Annotated in this window: 13 protein-coding genes; 10 read left to right on the top strand and 3 right to left on the bottom strand. The window is 68.3% G+C overall.

All coding sequences use genetic code 11. The annotated features are described in order from the left end of the window. Nucleotides 1–1,948, bottom strand: a 1,948-nt coding sequence (locus ACTH43_RS14715; protein WP_441445644.1) for a glycoside hydrolase family 3 N-terminal domain-containing protein, incomplete at its 3' end; no start/stop codon positions are given. Nucleotides 1,949–2,170: 222 nt separating this feature from the next. Here ACTH43_RS14715 and ACTH43_RS14710 point away from each other — a divergent pair. The 3 genes from ACTH43_RS14710 to ACTH43_RS14700 all read left to right on the top strand — a co-directional run bounded on the left by ACTH43_RS14710 (nt 2,171) and on the right by ACTH43_RS14700 (nt 5,870). Then, complete coding sequence (locus ACTH43_RS14710; RefSeq protein ID WP_441445643.1) at nt 2,171–3,820, top strand: extracellular solute-binding protein; 1,650 nt, start codon at nt 2,171–2,173, stop codon at nt 3,818–3,820. Between the two features lie 62 nt (nt 3,821–3,882). Continuing rightward, nucleotides 3,883–4,881, top strand: coding sequence for an ABC transporter permease (locus ACTH43_RS14705; RefSeq protein ID WP_441445642.1), 999 nt, complete (start codon nt 3,883–3,885; stop codon nt 4,879–4,881). Next, nucleotides 4,878–5,870 (top strand): carbohydrate ABC transporter permease, encoded by a 993-nt coding sequence (locus ACTH43_RS14700; RefSeq protein ID WP_441445641.1) that lies wholly within the window; start codon nt 4,878–4,880, stop codon nt 5,868–5,870. The genes ACTH43_RS14705 and ACTH43_RS14700 overlap by 4 nt, the downstream gene beginning before the upstream one ends. A gap of 79 nt (nt 5,871–5,949) precedes the next feature. Here the strand turns inward: ACTH43_RS14700 and ACTH43_RS14695 are convergent, their stop codons facing one another. Continuing rightward, nucleotides 5,950–6,951: a LacI family DNA-binding transcriptional regulator gene (locus ACTH43_RS14695; protein ID WP_441445640.1), complete on the bottom strand. Its 1,002-nt coding sequence runs from the start codon at nt 6,949–6,951 to the stop codon at nt 5,950–5,952. Nucleotides 6,952–6,999: 48 nt separating this feature from the next. On the opposite strand from ACTH43_RS14695, the gene ACTH43_RS14690 reads away from it, so the two are divergent. Further along, entirely contained in the window at nt 7,000–9,027 is a 2,028-nt protein-coding gene (locus ACTH43_RS14690; RefSeq protein ID WP_441445639.1) for a beta-galactosidase, read from the top strand. Nucleotides 9,028–9,490: 463 nt separating this feature from the next. Here ACTH43_RS14690 and ACTH43_RS14685 read toward each other — a convergent pair whose 3' ends face one another. After that, the gene (locus ACTH43_RS14685; protein WP_441445638.1) at nt 9,491–10,174 is read right to left on the bottom strand and encodes a hypothetical protein; all 684 of its coding nucleotides are present in this window, start codon (nt 10,172–10,174) and stop codon (nt 9,491–9,493) included. Here ACTH43_RS14685 and ACTH43_RS14680 point away from each other — a divergent pair. From ACTH43_RS14680 to steA, 6 genes are read left to right on the top strand one after another with little or no spacing between them, the layout of a single operon-like run. Next, on the top strand, nt 10,163–11,356 hold the full coding sequence (locus ACTH43_RS14680; RefSeq protein ID WP_441445637.1) for a hypothetical protein: 1,194 nt from the start codon (nt 10,163–10,165) through the stop codon (nt 11,354–11,356). The genes ACTH43_RS14685 and ACTH43_RS14680 overlap by 12 nt on opposite strands. Then, entirely contained in the window at nt 11,353–12,369 is a 1,017-nt protein-coding gene (locus ACTH43_RS14675) for an HAD-IIA family hydrolase (RefSeq protein WP_441445636.1), read from the top strand. The genes ACTH43_RS14680 and ACTH43_RS14675 overlap by 4 nt, the downstream gene beginning before the upstream one ends. Next, nucleotides 12,366–13,211, top strand: coding sequence for a TlyA family RNA methyltransferase (locus ACTH43_RS14670; RefSeq protein WP_441445635.1), 846 nt, complete (start codon nt 12,366–12,368; stop codon nt 13,209–13,211). The genes ACTH43_RS14675 and ACTH43_RS14670 overlap by 4 nt, the downstream gene beginning before the upstream one ends. A gap of 5 nt (nt 13,212–13,216) precedes the next feature. Continuing rightward, nucleotides 13,217–14,161 (top strand): NAD kinase, encoded by a 945-nt coding sequence (locus ACTH43_RS14665; RefSeq protein ID WP_441445634.1) that lies wholly within the window; start codon nt 13,217–13,219, stop codon nt 14,159–14,161. A 17-nt stretch (nt 14,162–14,178) separates the two neighbouring features. Further along, entirely contained in the window at nt 14,179–15,927 is a 1,749-nt protein-coding gene (gene recN / locus ACTH43_RS14660) for a DNA repair protein RecN (RefSeq protein ID WP_441445633.1), read from the top strand. Then, nucleotides 15,924–17,099: a putative cytokinetic ring protein SteA gene (steA, locus tag ACTH43_RS14655; protein WP_441445632.1), complete on the top strand. Its 1,176-nt coding sequence runs from the start codon at nt 15,924–15,926 to the stop codon at nt 17,097–17,099. The genes recN and steA overlap by 4 nt, the downstream gene beginning before the upstream one ends. The last annotated feature ends 9 nt before the right edge of the window (nt 17,100–17,108 follow it).

Raw genomic sequence — 17,108 nt, 5'->3', positions numbered from 1 at the left:
CGGACAGGGAGATCAAACGTCCGCCCACAGGGAGATCCCGATGTCCCTTGACAGACGACACCAGCAAGAGCGCAGTGCGCGCTCGGGACCCCGGCTCTGGCAGCAGCTCGACGAGTCGCCGATCAGGGTCCGAGAGAGCCAGTGAGGTTCTGTCCTCGGTCTCTCTGCCGTTCACATGGGGTTCGTTGCCGACCACCGCGATCACGAGGTCCGCGCCGTCCACTGCTCTGCGCGCCTGCTCTTCTCGAGTGCTGATCGCATGCCAGGTGAGGGGTAGAGCGTCGGCAGGATCGCTCGTGCCCAGGATGAGCTTTCCCGTCTGCCGTTCGCTGCGTACCCAGCACCCGCTGGCCACGTGCTGCAGCCGAGTCTGTCCGTCCGGGCCCCGCAGAGCGCGGAACGTCTCCTGGACGCTCCAGCCACCGATTCGCTCACTGCTGGCGCGCACATATCCGTACCCATCCGGCGCGAGCCAGAGTCCTGTTCTCAGCTCCCGCAGGCTCAACACCCCGTGGCCGTGGTCGAGGACCTCAAGGTTGACGGGGTCGATCGACCCGGCCCTGGCATCGGGGAGCCGCGGGACGTCGCTCGGGCGTTCGCTGAGGCGGAGGCCATCAGCGCTCGTTCGAGTCAGGGGTGCTCCGTCCACCAGGAGCTGGATGACGTCCAGGCATGCTGCGGAGCGCACCGGCCCATCGTGCTCGGCCGCTAGTGCAACGTCGAGTGGCACCGGATCGACCAGGTCTCCGCTGTACCAGTCCTGGAGCACTGTCCCGCCGAGGTAGCCGAGCACCGCGATGGTGCTGCCGGAACGCGCTGGCAGGGCCGCGTTGTCGTGCTTGAGCAGCACGGCAGCTCTCGCAGCGACCTGCTCGGACAGTGCAGTCGCCGCCTCGCGATCGAATGTGTAGGCGGGCCGGTCGGCGCTAGGGGAGTTGGGTGCAGTGCTCGCAGCGGACGGGGACATCGGAAGCTCACCGGTTCGGGCACGCAGAACCAGCTGGCGGACCACCGCCTGGTCGATGTGTCGCTCCTGGATCAGGCTCGCCTCGAGCGCGGCTCGTGCGGCTCGGATCGTCGGCCCCGAGTCCCGGTCATGGTCGGTGAAGGAGTCGACGCCGGCTCGCAGCATCGCGGCCACCGCCTCGGTGAGATCCGCGCAGGCGCCCTGGATCGAGAAGAGATTCGTGGGTGCGCCCGCATCGCTGACCACGAACAGCAGATCAGGATCGCCGACCAGGTGACGCAGGTGGTCGTTCACCAGCGGGGAGAGATGCGCGGGGACCCCGTTGGCGAAGTTGTAGGAGAGCATCACCGCACCCGCGGCGCCGCTGGCCAATGCCTCTTCGAAACCCGGCAGCTCATACTCGTGCAGCACCCGTGGCGAGAGCTCGGACGAGGTGGCGGCGCGGTCGACCTCATGGGAGTAGCCCAGGAAGTGCTTGAGCGTCGGCACCGTCGCCCACACCGGGCCCGCTCCACGCAAGCCCCGAGCGATCGCGCTGCCCAGGCGCGCATTGAGCAGCGGATCTTCGGACAAGCCCTCCTCATTGCGCCCCCACAGCGGGTGACGCAGCGGATTCACCACGGGCGCCCAGACGTTCAAGCTGGCCGGCTGCTCGTGCCCATGATGAACCCGCACCTCCCGCGCGATCTGTTCGCCCACGGCTTCGAGCAGGTCTGCGTCCCAAGTCGCCGCGAGCCCGACGGGCTGCGGATAGGTGACGGCTGGACCCCGCCAGGCGACGCCGTGCAGCGCCTCGGTGCCCGTGGAGAACGGGCCGATGCCCAGCCGTTCCACACCAGGGCTGTGCTGGTGCAGGAACGGCAGCTTCTCCTCGATGTCCATCGCACGGACCAGCGCGCGAGCGTGCTCCAGGCGCTCGACATCACTCGCATCGAGGATCGCGCGAGTCTCCAGCCAAGACGTGGATGGGACGGATGCCATGGGGTCCTCTTCGACGGCGGGGCACAGGAGGTTCCGTCGAGAGCTCCTGACAGAGGTCTTGCCACGAGCCTGGTCGACGGTTAAGGTTCGAGCCTATCGAAGCGCTTCGACACTTGGCTAGTCCGTGCTCGAGATTCATCACCCGGACTGCTTCGGCTACCGGGGGAGAACTGCGGTCGCTCATTCGGCAACCGCATACCGTCACAAGGAAGTGAGTGGATCATGAACCTCATCGACAACGCGGTCTCGCGTCGGCGGCTGCTCGGATACCTCGGTATCGGCGCCGGAGCCCTGGGCCTCGCCGCCTGTGGAGGATCCGGAGGCTCTGCCGCAGGCTCCGGCAGCGGGGGAGTGCTGACCGGTGCCGAGCTCACGGCCGAGGTCGAAGCCTCGCTCCCGAACAGCGCTCTGGAGTTCCTCGTCGAGCCGGACTTCCCGAGCGTGAACGGCTCCACTCCCGGCTACGTCACGATGCCCGACCCGCTGGTCAAGGGCGTCGACGCGGTGCCCGGTGCGGGCGGCGACTACACCGTGATGAGCCCGGCCTGGTGGACCTCGCCGCCGAACCTCGGCGACAACGCCTACTACGACGCAGTCAACGAGCAGCTCGGCGCGACCCTGGAGTTCCAGGTGGCCGATGGCAACACCTACGCGGACAAGGTGCAGACGGTGCTCGCCTCCCCGAAGAACGTGCCCGACTGGATGGTGATCCCTTCCTGGAACATCCCCCCGCGCTTCATCGAGGGTGTCGGCAACGTGTTCCAGGACCTCACCGAGCATCTGGCCGGCGATGCGATCCATGACTACCCGAACCTTGCGCGGCTGGATCCTGCGGCATGGGCATACTCGATGTTCAACGGCCGCATCTACGGCCTTCCCTACCCGTCCGAGCTGATCACGAACGCGGTGTTCTATCGCAAGGACCTGTTCGAGCAGTTGGGGGTCGAGCCGCCCACCGACGCCGACTCGTTCCTGTCGGTGCTGACCGAGATCATCGACGAGGGAGCCAATCGCTGGGGCTGCGAGAACCTCTGGAACACCGCACAGATGATGTACGCGATTCCCTCGACCTTTGCGGAGCGTGACGGGAAGCTGGTCCATCCCTTCGAGATGGAGGAGTACAAGGAAGCCATCGTCTGGCTGACCAAGGTGATCGAGTCCGGTGCGATGCACCCGGACGCCGTAGCCGGCAACGACGGACCCGCCAAGGACCGCTTCGAATCCGGTCAGACCCTCGTGATGAACGACGGCGTCGGCGGCTGGCACGAAGCCCTCACTCGGGTGCGTCCCACCAACCCGGACTTCGACCAGATGGCGATGGACCTGTTCGCACCCGATGGCGGGGCACCGACCCTGTACCGCGGCGCTCCGGTCAACATCTTCTCCTTCCTCAAGAAGAACGATGACGCCGAGCAGGTGCGCGAGCTGCTGCGCATCGCCGACTGGTGCGCCTCCCAGTTCGGGACCGAGGAGTTCGACCTGCTCACCTACGGAGTGGAGGGCACTCACTTCGAGCGCGATGAGCACGGCGTCCCTCAGATGAACGACCAGGGCCGGCGCGAGGTGACCTCCACCTACCAGTTCCTCGCCCAGCCCGGGATCGTCAACGCCAAGGTGCAGTTCCCGGAGTACGTCGAGGCCTCGACCCAGTGGATGGCCCGTCAGTCCGAGCACGTGGTCGATCCGCTGTTCTACGGAATCCAGATCCAGGAGCCCTCAGAGTTCGGCTCCCTCAGCCAGCCGTTTGACGATCTGGTCGTGGACATCAGCCGCGGGCGCAAGGACATCGGCGCACTCGATGAAGCGGTGGAGCACTGGCGCTCCTCCGGGGGCGACAAGCTGCGCGACTTCTACGCCGAGTTCATGTCCTGAACTGAGCTCATGTCCTGAACTGACTGCCCATCAGCTGTCGCGCTTCCAGAACCGAGGTGTCCATGTCCATAGATACTGCACGGCCGTTACGGTCCCGTCGACCCTCCCGCCGCCCCGCGGCAGGTGGGTCGACGGGGCCTGGCCGCCGCACCGTCAGCTTCACAAGCCGGCTGCGCCGTGATCGCTCGCTGATCCTCATGACCATGCCGATGGTCGTGCTGCTGCTGGTGTTCGCGTACATCCCGATCCTCGGGAACGTGATCGCGTTCCAGGACTACTCCCCGTTCATCGGGATCAGGAACAGCTCCTGGGTCGGAGCGCACCAGTTCGAGCGGGTGCTGCTGGATCCCCTGTTCTGGAACGCAGTCAAGAACACGCTGGTGATCACTGCTTTCCAGCTGGTGTTCTACTTCCCGATCCCGATCATCCTGGCGATCCTGCTGAACTCGATCCTCAATGAGAAGGTCCGCACGGTCATCCAATCGATCGTGTATCTGCCGCACTTCTTCTCCTGGGTGGTGGTGGTCTCGATCTTCCACCAGATCCTGGGCGGCGCCGGTCTGCTCAACCAGTTCACCCGCGAGTTCGGTCTCGGCACGGTGAACGTCATGACCGATCCCGATACGTTCCTGTTCCTCATCACGTCTCAGGTGGTGTGGAAGGACGCCGGCTGGGGCATCATCGTCTTCCTCGCCGCGCTGAACGCCATCGATCCGGCCCTGTATGAGTCCGCCGCGATGGACGGCGCAGGGAAATGGCGCCGCATCTGGCACATCACCCTCCCCGGTATGCGGGCGGTGATCGTGCTGCTGCTGATCCTCAACCTCGGCAATTCCCTGACGGTCGGCTTCGAGCAGCTGATCCTCCAACGGGACGCTGTCGGCGCCGGTCGCGCCGAGGTCCTGGACACCTTCGTCTACTACACGGGCGTGCAGAACGGCGACTGGAGCTACGCCGCTGCCGCCGGACTCCTGAAGGGAGTGGTCAGCATGATCCTGGTGCTGGGAGCCAACAAGATCGCGCATCTGTTCGGTGAGGCGGGGGTGTATCAGAAGGCATGAGCACCTCTATCGGGCCCGGGCCCAGCCCCGTCAGCGCGCCGGTTCGCCAGGGCGTGGCCACCGGCGTGCTCGCCGGCGCAGGCAGCCCGCCGCGCAAGCGCCGTCCCTCCTCGCGACCGGTCTGGGACGAGGACCCCTCGCTCCCGGCACAGGGCGCGAAGGGCATCGTGCTGGTGCTGATCTGTCTGGCGGTGCTGGTCCCGCTCTACACGATCATCCTTACCAGCCTCTCGCCGCAGGGCGCGATCACGCGGGCCGGCGGCCTGGTGCTGTTCCCCGACGGAATCACCCTGGACGCCTACCGCCAGGTGCTCTCGGGCGGCATCGTCACCCGCGCAGTGATCGTCAGCCTCGGGGTGACCGCGGTGGGCACGGCGCTGTCTCTGACGGTGTCGGTGCTGGCCGCCTACGGCCTGTCCCGGCCGGGGAGCCTCCTGCATACCCCGATCCTGTTCCTGATGCTGGGCACCATGTTCTTCGGCGCCGGCATGATCCCGATGTACCTGCTGGTCTCGGGGCTGGGACTGATCGACAGCTACTGGGCGCTGATCCTGCCCAGCGCCATCTCCGCCTTCAACATCGTGATCATGCGCGGCTTCTTCCAAGGCATCGACCAGGGCATCCTAGAGTCTGCACGGATCGATGGCGCTTCGGACTGGCGGATCCTGTTCCAGATGGTGCTCCCGATGTCGAAGGCGGTGGTGGCCGTGGTCGCCCTGTTCTATGCCGTCGGCTACTGGAACGCCTTCTTCAACGCGATCCTCTACATCAACGACTCTGCCATGCAGCCTCTGCAGGTGGTGCTGCGCAGCTTCGTGCTGCAGGGCGTCTCTGTTCCGGGCCAGGTCGATGTGGGCTCGGGCGAGGTGGCCACGCTCGCGGTGCAGATGGCGGTGATGGTGATCGCGCTGGTGCCGGTGGTGATCGTGTACCCGTTCATCCAGCGCCACTTCAAGACCGGCGTCATGATCGGCGCGGTCAAGGGCTGACCGACGTGCTGCGAGGGACGAGCGGTAGGAGGTCGGCGAGTGTGTGGAGGCTGACCGACGTGCTGCGAGGGACGAGCGGTCAGGCCTGCAGCCGATGGGTGGTGTCGCGCTCGATGAGTGATGGCGCTATCAGCTGGTCGCGGGGGTCCCCGCGCCCCTCGATGAGATCAGTCGCCGTGGTCACTGCGGCCCGTCCGATCTCCGCGACAGGAATCTCGACAGCCGTGTACTCCACGGCACCGAGCAGGGTCGTCTCCCGGGGAGCGATGGCCACGACCTGCAGGTCGGCAGGCATCGAGATCCCTTCGGCCGCCAGTGCCCGGTGGATCGCAGGCAGCGCGCTCTCGTTATGGATGACCAGTGCATCAGGACGGTCGTTCGTGAGGATCGTGCGGATCATCTGCCCCGTGGAGTCGACCTCATGGTCGTGGACCAGGTGACGGGCTGGCAGCTCGAGGCGGGCACAGGTATCCCTGAAGCCTCGGGTGGCGCGGTCGGCGTAGGTGGCGTGACGGGTCTGGGTCGCCGCAGGCGATCCGATCATCACCAGTCGTCGAGCACCTCGGCGATGCAGTTCGGTCACGGCCAGCGTCGAAGCCTGTTCGAAGTCGAAGTCGACCCGGGGGATGCCGAGCGCCTGGCTCGGATAGCCCAGCAGCACGACGGGACGTGCGGCGTCGGCCAGGACCGGGATCCGCGGATCGTCTTCGACCACGTCCATCACCACCAGTGCGTCGACTTTGCCCTCTGCGAGCACTCGCACGGTCGCCTCATGGTCCTCTGCCGCGATCAGGAGGATCTCGCTGGAGGCTGCGTGGGCAGCCGTCATCAGCGAACGGACGAACATCATCACCACGTGCGCATCGACATCCGCAGCCAGCGGGACCGCGAGCCCGATCGTTCCGGCTCGCTGCGAGGCGAGGGCGCGAGCCCCCGCATGGGGGTGGTAGCTCAGGCGCGTGATCGCCGCATTGATCCGTTCCCTGGTCGCTGCGGAGATCGCCCTCTTGCCGCTCAGCGCGTAGGAGACGGTGCTCAGGGAGACGCCGGCCTCGCGCGCAATATCCGACATGGTGGCCATGGCGCCGCCTCTCTGCCAGGAGGAATGTGAATGACGATGAGAAGTGCGATGTCCCGATCTTGTGACGTATTGTCCCATCTTCGCGCCCAGCACGGCGTGCGCGGAGCGCTCTTCGGCGCAGATTACAACCCCGAGCAATGGCCTCGCGAGGTGCATGCCGAGGATCTGGATCTGATGGATCGCGCCCATGTCGACTTCGTGACTGTCGGGGTGTTCTCCTGGGCGCGGCTGGAGCCGGAGCCGGGACGCTTCGATGTGGCATGGCTCGACCAGGTGCTCGATGACCTCCATGCGCGAGGCATCGCCGTGGACCTTGCGATCCCGGTCGCGTCACCACCCCCGTGGCTCGGCGTGATGCACCCGGGCTCCCTCCCGGAGACCCGCTCGGGAAGCACTCTCTGGTGGGGTTCGCGCAATCAGTTCAACCCGTCCTCTCCCGCCTATCGTGAGGCAGCCAGACGGATCACGCGGATGCTGGTGCAGCGATATGCGGAGCATCCGGCGGTGGTGATGTGGCACGTCGGCAACGAGTACGGCCAGCTGTCCCATGACGACAGCACCGCCGGTGCCTTCCGTGCCTGGCTGCAGGCGCGTTATGGTGACATCGATGTGCTGAACCAGGCGTGGGGGACCACGGTGTGGTCGATGGGGCTGCGCGGGTTCGAGGACGTGATCCCACCCCGCGAGACGCCCTATCTCTTAAATCCTGCGCTCGAGCTCGACTTCGCCCGCTTCACCTCAGATCAGCTGCTGGACTGCTATCTCGATCTGGCGGGGATCATCCGTGAGGCGGCGCCCGACGCCTGCATCACCACCAACTTCATGGGCTTCTTCCCGCTGGTCGACTACGGGGCGTGGAGCGAGCATGTCGATGTGCTGGCGGATGACCACTACACAGACCCGGCGGATCCCGCCTCCCGCCTGACGGCCTCGCTGACCCACTCCTATCTGCGCACTCTGGGGCACGGGCGTCCGTGGGTGCTGATGGAGCAAGCGGCGGGAGCCGTGAACTGGCGCGCCCACAACGTGCCGAAGACCGCCGCTCAGAACCGTCTGGATACCTGGCGCGCTCACGCCCACGGCGCCGATGTCATCTCCTACTTCCAGTTCCGCCAGGCGGCGAGCGGACCCGAGACCTTCCACTCGGCCCTGGTCCCGCATGCAGGGGCGGACACCGCCCGATTCTGCGGAGTCGCCGAACTCGGGCGCGAGCTCGACGACAGCCCGCTGGCGGACATCGCCCCCGGCACCTCTCGGGTGTTCTTCGTCCACGACTGGGAGTCCTGGCGCGCCGCCGTGGGAGGAGGCCGGGCCACGTCGGCTCTCGACCCGATCGCGCAGAACGAGATGTATTACGAGCCGTTCTTCCGTGCCGGGGAACGGGTCGACATCGGCCCGTCGACCCTGTTCGCCCCCACAGAAGAATTCGGAGCAGCAGAAGGCGGTGCAGAACCGTCGGGAAGCAGCCTGCACAGTCGCTATGACCTCGTCGTGCTGCCCTCACAGTTCCTTGCCCGGGCCGAGCTGACCCCGGTACTGGAGCAGTTCGTGCGGGACGGAGGCCAGCTGCTCATTGGCCCGCACAGCGGGGTCGTGGACCAGGATGTCCGTGCTCATCTCGGCGGCTTCGGAGGCGGCCTGCTCGAGCTCGCAGGGGTGTTCCGCGAGGAGCCGTGGCCGCTCGCAGCGCCGATCGTCGTCTGCGACGACACGGGGGCGGAGGCCGAGGTGTCACGATTCGTCGAGGTTCTGCGCACGACGACGGCGCATCGCCTCTGGACCGTGGCGGAGGGTGCACTGCAGGGGCGACCGGTGGTCACCCACCGGGAGCTGGGGAAGGGGGCGATCTGGTACCTCGGCGGCCTGCTGGATCCTGAGACGCTCCATTCCGTGATCGGACGGGCCGCGGCTGCCGCGGGCCTGGAGCTGGCCAGCCTCCCTGAGCAGGTCGAAGTGATCCGTCGCGGGGAGGCCGTGGTCGTCCTGAACCATGGCAGTTCACCGGCACGGCTCAGCATCGCGGGTGCGGACCTGGAGGTGCCGGGGGAGGAGCTTGTGGTCTGGCGGCCGGCATGAGGATGCTGCGCGGCTGAGCCCGTCGGGGCCCGGTTCCTTCCTGTGAAGGGCGTGGTCGTGACCCTGGTGAAAGCAGTCACGGATAGGGCCGTTACCGGAGCGTCAATTGCAGGTGGTCGCATAGGCTCCCGGGAGAAAACGACATAAGGGCGAGACGAAGAGACGGACGGTCCAGGTGTCTGAGGACAGCAATAACAGGGGCGACCACGGCCAGGGCGACAAGAGTCGGTACGGCCAGCGGCGCGACGACAATTCCACGACACCGCACTCCCGCTCGTCGTCCGGCGACGGGCGCGGGCGGCCCAGGACTCAGGGGTCCTGGGAGAAGGACGGGCCGCGCAGCGCCCGTCAGGACCGCCCCCGCTCTGTCGGCGACGCGTCCGGGACCGCACGGAAGCGGCCCTACCGCCCCAATGACGAGACCGGCCGCACCAGCGGTGGACCGCGTCGTGATGACCGCGGCTCATCCTGGTCTCAGCGGCCGCGCCGCTCCGAGGATTCCGGGGGCTTCCGAGGAGGCCAGGACTCTCGCGGCAGTGACTCCCGCGGCAGTCGTGATGACAAGCCCTGGGAGAAGCGGGACCGCAAGGACTACCGACCGCGCGAAGAGCGCAGCGGCGGCCGTCCGGAGCACGCTCGCGGCGACGCCGGCTCGCGCCGTGAGGACAAGCCCTGGGAGAACCGTGGTGGCGTTCGCCCCGCCGGTTCCCGTCCGGACTCTCGTGGTGGCCGTGAGGACCGGCCCTGGGAGAACCGCGACCGCAAGGACTACCGCCCCCGCGATGACCGTGGTGGCGCTCGCCCCGCCGGTTCCCGTCCGGACTCCCGTAGCGGTCGCGAGGACAAGCCGTGGGAGAAGCGGGATCGTCAGGACTTCCGTCCGCGTGAGGACCGCAGCGGTGGTCGCCCCGATCATGCACGCGGCGACGCCAGCGGACGCCGTGAGGACAAGCCGTGGGAGAAGCGGGACCGCAAGGACTTCCGCCCCCGTGAAGATCGGGATGCGCGACCGCGCGAGGACCGTCCGTGGCGCGAAGATCGCCCGCGTCGGGATGACCGCGACACCCGCGGTAGCCGGGGACGCAGTGATTACGGCGGTGCACGTGACCATGGCGGTGCACGCAGCCACGGTGGAGTGCGCGATCACGGTGGAGCACGCGATCACGGCAGGGACCGCCCTGAATATGCACCCCGAGACGACTCGCGCAACACCCGTCCGGGCCAGGAGGCTCGTGCTGACCGGCCGATCGAGCCCCGCATCCCGGAGAGCATCACGGGGCGGGAGCTGGGCAAGGACATCCAGGCAGAGCTGCGCGGGCTGAGCAAGGACACCGCAGAGCGGGTCTCCCGCCATATGGTCGCGGCCTACCTCCTGGAGGAGTCCGACAACGAGACCGCGCAGGCGCATGCCCGCTTCGCTGCGCGCCTCGGCGGTCGTGTCGGTGCGGTGCGAGAGGCTCACGGCATCATCGCCTATCGCGCCGGCGACTTCCGCACGGCGTCGCGCGAGCTGCGCACATCGCTGCGCATCACCGGGCGCACTGATGTGCTGCCGATGATCGCGGATTCGGAGCGTGGGCTGGGCAGGCCGGAGCGTGCCCTGGACATCGCCTCCTCGGAGGATGCCTCCGATCTCGGCGTCAATGCATCGATCGAGCTGATCATCGTGGTGGCCGGTGCCTACGCGGATACGGGGGACATCGAGACTGCTCTGCGCACGCTCGAGATCCCCGCGCTGCGGCACAAGGTCGAGGGACGCTGGCAGGTGCGCCTGTGGGTCGCCTACGCCGATCTCCTCGAGCGTGCGGGCCGTCCCGACGAGGCGAAGCGCTGGCTCACGCTGGCGGCGGATGCCGACTCCGAGGGAGTGACCGACGCCGCCGAGCGTCTGGGCCGCCCGGCTCCGCAGCCGGCGGAGGAGCCCACCTGGGCCGACGACGAGCAGATCTCGGTCCTCGACGCCTACGACCCTGATGCTGATGCTGATGCTGATGCTGATGCTGATGCTGATGCTGATGCTGATGCTGATGACTTCGACGCCGAGGGCGAGAACGGCTTCGAGGGCGAGAACGACTCCGAGGAGGAGGACGAGCTGCCCGCGGGCGCCTCCGACGAGGTCGACGCAGAACTCTCTGACGCTGACGTGGAGGAGCCCGCTGACGTCGACGAGCCTGCTGATGCGGGGGAGCCTGCTGACGTGGAGGAGCCCGCTGTCGAGGGAGTGTCCTCCGACGCGGCCGAGCCCGCCACGGCCGATGAGCTGCCTGAGGCTTCTCTGCCCGCAGAGGAGAAGATCGAGGAGACGCGAGCATCGGAGGAGTCGGCATGATCCGTCGGCCTGATCCTTCGCTGCTGGATCTGTACGATGCGCTGCTGCTGGATCTCGATGGGACGCTGATGCACGGCGCCCAGCCGATCCCGCACGCCGCCGAGGCGGTGGAGATCGCGCGTGCCGCCGGTCGCACCGTCGTCTTCGCGACGAACAACGCCTCCCGCACTCCGCAGCAGGCCGCTGACCACCTCGCAGTGGTCGGTGTCGCTGCCCGGCCCGAGGAGTTCGTGACCTCACCTCAGGTGGCGTCGCGGCTGCTCGCAGACCGTCTCGAGGCAGGCTCGAAGGTGCTGATCGTCGGTGGTCCCAGCCTCGCCGCCCAGATCCGGGAAGTCGGCCTCGAGCCGGTGGACACCGACAGCGAGGATGTGGTCGCCGTGGTCCAGGGCTGGTCCCCGGATCTGGACTGGTCGTTGCTGGCAGAAGGTGCCTACGCGATCAGGCACGGTGCCTTCTGGATGGCCACCAACATCGACGCGACACTTCCCACCGAGCGCGGGCTGGCGCCCGGCAACGGTTCCATGGTGGCGGTGCTGCGGCACGCCACCGGGGCCGAGCCTGCGGTCGCCGGCAAGCCGGAGCCGGGCATGTTCGAGGTCGCCGCCCGGGATCAGGGCGCACGGCGCCCCTTGATCATCGGCGACCGGCTGGACACCGACATCGAAGGGGCGGTGCGTGCAGGGATGGACTCCCTGCTGGTGCTCACCGGAGTGGATGGGATCGAGTCTGCGCTGCGCGCAGAGCCGGTGCGCCGACCCACCTTCATCCTGCCCGACCTCGAGCAGCTCGCTGCTCCCTTCCCGCTGCCCGTCGTCGACGGTGAGACCGCCCGCTGCGGAGCAGTCCGCGCCCTCTGGCGCGAGGGAGACATCGAGCTGCACGGAGAGGTCGAGGATCCGCGGATCCTGCGGGCGGTGCTGGCGCTGCTGGCGAGCCACAGCGCCGAACAGGCCTGGCGCGGCGAGCTCCGCGACCAGCACGGTGCCGCAGTGCAGCCCACGGACCGGTGAGCGGCGACCGACTCGACGTCGCGCTGCTCACCGCCGGCCTCGCGCGGTCCCGCACCCATGCTCGGCGCATCATCGAGGAGGGGCGGGCCAGGCTCGACGGCCGCACGGTCACCCGTCCCGCCACGCCGGTCCCTGCCGGCGCCGAGCTCGCCGTCGTCGATGTGCCCGACGGGATCGAATACGCCTCCCGGGCCGCGCACAAGCTCGCCGGTGCCCTCGATGCGCTCGGCCTGGACCCGGCGGGCCTGAGCTGCCTGGATGCGGGGGCCTCCACCGGTGGGTTCACCGATGTGCTGCTGCGCCGCGGTGCGGCCTCGGTGATCGCGGTCGACATCGGCCGCGATCAGCTCGCAGACCATGTGCGTGAGGATTCTCGCGTCACCGTCCTCGACGGCACCAGTGTGCGCGATCTCCATCCCGCGCTGCTGGGAACGAGCGTCGACCTCCTGGTCGCGGACCTCTCCTTCATCTCCCTGCGCACAGTCCTGGCGGCCCTTGGATCAGTGGTCCGGCCCGACGGGCAGCTGCTGCTGATGGTGAAGCCGCAGTTCGAGGTGGGAAGAGCAGCCCTGCCGAAGTCCGGCGTCGTGAGCGACCAGGCGGAACGGGTGCGGGCGGTGCGCGAGGTCGCAGAATCGGCCGCCGGATCCGGGCTCTCCGCAGCAGCTGTCGGGCCCAGCACGCTACCCGGACAGGACGGCAACCGTGAGTACTTCCTGCATCTGCGTCCGCACGGCACGGCGTTCACGCTGGATGCCGAGGCCTGTGACATGATCGAGTCTGCCGTGCGCGGGGACCGTCCGCGGCGACGCCACGACCAGCACCCCAGCCAGGAGGACTGACCCCGATGCGACGGTTCCTCCTCTACGTCCATACGGGCCGCCGAGCGGCGCTGCGCGCGACGCTCACGGTGCTCGAGGAGCTCCGGCTGCGTGGCGTGCGTGCGATCGTCGTCCAGCAGCAGGTCGACGAGATCCTCGCCCTGCCCGAGGACATGGCACCCCCGCGCCTGCTGACCTTCCTCACCAACGGCGCCGTCGATGTGCTCGAATCCGTCACGGCGGAGGATCTCGTCGAACTCGGCATCGTCCTCGGCGGCGACGGCACCATCCTGCGCGCCCTCGAGGCCGTGCGCGAGGCGGACATCCCCGTCCACGGAGTGAACCTCGGTCATGTCGGCTTCCTCGCCGAGAGCGAGGTCGAGGATCTCTCGATCACCGTCGCCCGCCTGCTCGACGGCGATTACGACATCGAGAAGCGTTCGACCCTCGACATCTCGGTGCTGGATTCGGATGACGCCCTCCTCGCCCATCACTGGGCGTTGAACGAGGCCTCCCTCGAGAAGGCCGACCGGCAGAAGATGATCAACGTCGCGATCGAGATCGACGGGCGCCCGGTCTCCTCCTTCGGGGCGGACGGCGTGCTGCTGTCCACCTCCACCGGCTCGACGGCCTACGCCTTCAGCGCCGGCGGACCGGTGATCTGGCCGGAGGTCGACGCGATGATGCTGATCCCGCTGGCAGCGCACGCCCTGTTCGCCAGGCCGCTGGTGCTGGGGCGTTCCTCCGAGGCGGCGATCGAGATGACCCTCGACAACCGCGAGGACGGCATCCTCACCCTGGATGGCCGACGCACCGAGGACATCACCGCAGGGATGCGCATCGAATCCCGGCTCTCCGAGCGGTACGTGCGGCTGGCGCGGCTGGCGCCGACGCCCTTCGCGGACCGGCTCGTCGAGAAGTTCCAGCTGCCGGTGGTGGGCTGGCGGGGTCGCAGCCCCGGCACCCGCTGAGGGCAGGAGGCACCACCATGCTGTCAACCCTGCGTATTCGTCAGATCGGTGTGATCGACGACGCCATGCTCGATTTCGGGCCCGGATTCACCGCGCTGACCGGTGAGACCGGGGCGGGCAAGACGATGATCGTCACCGGCCTGACCATGCTGCTCGGCGAGCGGCTCGACCGCGGTCGCACCCGCGGCTCCAGCACCGTCGACGGCACCCTCGCCCTGGCAGGCCACACCGAGCTCGCCGCCGCGCTCGACGAGCTGGGCGCTGAAGAGGAGGACGGCGAGGTGCTGGTGGTCCGACGGGTCACCCGCGATGGCCGCTCCCGCGCCCAGATCGGAGGGGTCCCGGTGCCGATCGGCACGCTCGCCCGTCTCGTGGGCACGGCGGTCACGGTGCACGGCCAGTCCGATCAGCAGCGTCTGCGCGACCCCGAGGCCCAGCGCGATGCGCTGGATCGCTTCGCCATCGCTGAGATCGGACCGCTGCTCACCCGCCACCGCGAGATCTGGCGCGAGCGTTCCACACTCACCGAGCGTCTGGCCGAGCTCGATGAGCTGCTGACTGAACGAGACCGGCGCGGCGCTGCGCTGCGTCAGGCCCTCGAGCGGCTCGAGCAGTCCGACCCGGTCGAGGGGGAGGACGAGGATCTGCGTGCCGAGATCGAGCGGCTCGCCAATGCCGAGGAGCTGCGCGGCGCCGCCGGGCAGGCAGCATTGGCCCTGGTCGGTGACGATGACGGCCCCGCCGCCGCACCGCTGCTGGCACTCGCGGCGGAGAGCCTGGGACGCGCTGCCCGCACCGATACGACTCTGGAACCGCTGGTCGAGCGGATGGACGCCGTGCGCCTCGAGCTCTCGGACGTCGCCGCGGAGATCTCCCGCTATGCAGACAGCATCGACGGCTCGCCCAGCAGGATCGAGGAGGCCAATGAACGTCTCCATGAGCTGACCCTGCTGGTCCGGGACCTCGGCGCGATGCTGCCGGGCCCGGACGGCCCGGCCGGGGACATCACCACGCTGCTGGCCACCTCCCGCACCGCCGCGATCGCTCTGGACCGCTATGAGGGTGCCGAGGAGGAGCGGGCCGAGACCGTCGGCCGGCTCGAGGGTCTTGAGGCGGACCTCTCCGAGACCGCTGCGGCGCTCACCGAGGCCCGCCGCATCGCCGCCTCTGCTCTGTCCTCCGCGGTGCAGGAGGAGCTGCGGCATCTCGAGATGCCCGACGCCGATATCCGAGTGGAGGTGTCCGTACAGAGCCATCGCTCCCACGGCTGCGACGCCGTCGCGATCCTCCTCGCCCCGCATCCCGGCGCCGACCATCTGCCCGTCGCCCAGGCCGCCTCCGGAGGTGAGCTCTCCCGGGTGATGCTCGCCCTCGAGGTGGCGCTGTCCTCCTCCCGGAACGATCGCAGCGCGGCACCGGTGTTCGTCTTCGACGAGATCGATGCGGGGATCGGCGGCCGTGCCGCCCTCGCCGTCGGGCAGCGGCTCGCCCGACTGGCACGTCATGCCCAGGTCATCGTGGTCACCCACCTTCCTCAGGTCGCTGCCCACGCCAGCACCCACCTGCAGATCGTGAAGTCCTCCACCGACGGCACCACCAGCTCCACGGTCGAGCATCTGGACAAGCCGGCACGGATCCGGGAGCTGGCACGGATGCTCGCCGGTGACGACGCCTCCGACCTGGCCCTCGCCCATGCCGAGGAGCTCCTGGACGAGGCACGTGCGGTCGCGACTTCTGATGAGACTCCGCCGGGAGCGCGACGATGAGCGCTGTGCGCTCGGTGACCGGAACCGCCCGGCTCGGCAAGCGCACCAAGGACCTCACCAAGCGGCTCCAGCCCGGTGACATCGCGATCATCGACCATGAGGACATCGACCGCGTCGCCGCTGAGGCCCTGGTCGAACGGGAGCCGGCCGCCGTGCTCAACGTCGCGGCGTCGACCTCCGGGCGCTACCCGAACGCCGGTCCCCGAATCCTGATCGATGCAGGCATCGTCCTGGTCGACAGCTTCGGCGAGTCCGTGTTCGAAGGGGTCCGTGACGGGGAGACGATCACCGTGACGGACGGCGAGGTGCAGCTCGAGGGGACTCCGATCGCCGCCGGCACCCGACAGGACGACGAGAGCGTCACCGCCTCCCTCGAGATCGCGCGCGAGGGCCTGTCCGAGCAGCTCGAACTGTTCGCCGAGAACACCATGGAATACATGCTGCGGGAGCGGGATCTGCTGCTGGACGGCATCGGCGCGCCCGAGGTGCGCACCCGCATGGACGGGCGACCGGTGCTGATCGTGGTGCGCGGCTACCACTACAAGGAGGACCTGGCGACCCTCAAGCCCTTCCTCCGCGAGAACCGACCGATCATCATCGGTGTCGACGGCGGTGCGGACGCTGTGATCGACGCCGGGTTCCATCCGGACATGATCATCGGGGACATGGACTCGGTCTCCGACCGTGCCCTGCGCAGCGGTTCCGAGCTCGTGGTCCATGCCTACCGTGATGGCCGCGCCCCGGGGATGGAGCGGCTGACGGAGCTGGGCCTGGACCGGGACGCGATCTCGTTCCCGGCCTCCGGCACCAGCGAGGACATCGCGATGCTGCTGGCCGACGAGAAGGGCGCTTCGGTGATCGTGGCCGTCGGCACTCACGGCACCCTGGAGGAGTTCCTGGACAAGGGACGCGCCGGGATGAGCTCGACCTTCCTGACCCGGCTGCGCATCGGGTCCAAGCTGGTGGACGCCAAAGGCGTCTCCCGCCTGTACCGTCAGAGGATCTCCACCTTCCAGCTGGTGCTGCTCGCACTGGCCGGGCTCGCCGCACTCGCGGTCGCGCTCTGGGCGACCCCCGGAGGGCAGGCGCTGGTCCAGATCTTCGGCGCCCGCCTGGATGGGATCCTGTCCTGGTTCACCTTGCTGTTCTCACCCCGGGCCACCGGGTCGTAGGAGGGTCTC

This window comes from Brachybacterium sp. (assembly GCF_052095815.1).
In the GTDB taxonomy this organism is placed as follows: domain Bacteria; phylum Actinomycetota; class Actinomycetes; order Actinomycetales; family Dermabacteraceae; genus Brachybacterium.
Note: the sequence above shows the minus strand (reverse complement) of the source record. Positions and strands in the feature narration are given on the sequence as shown.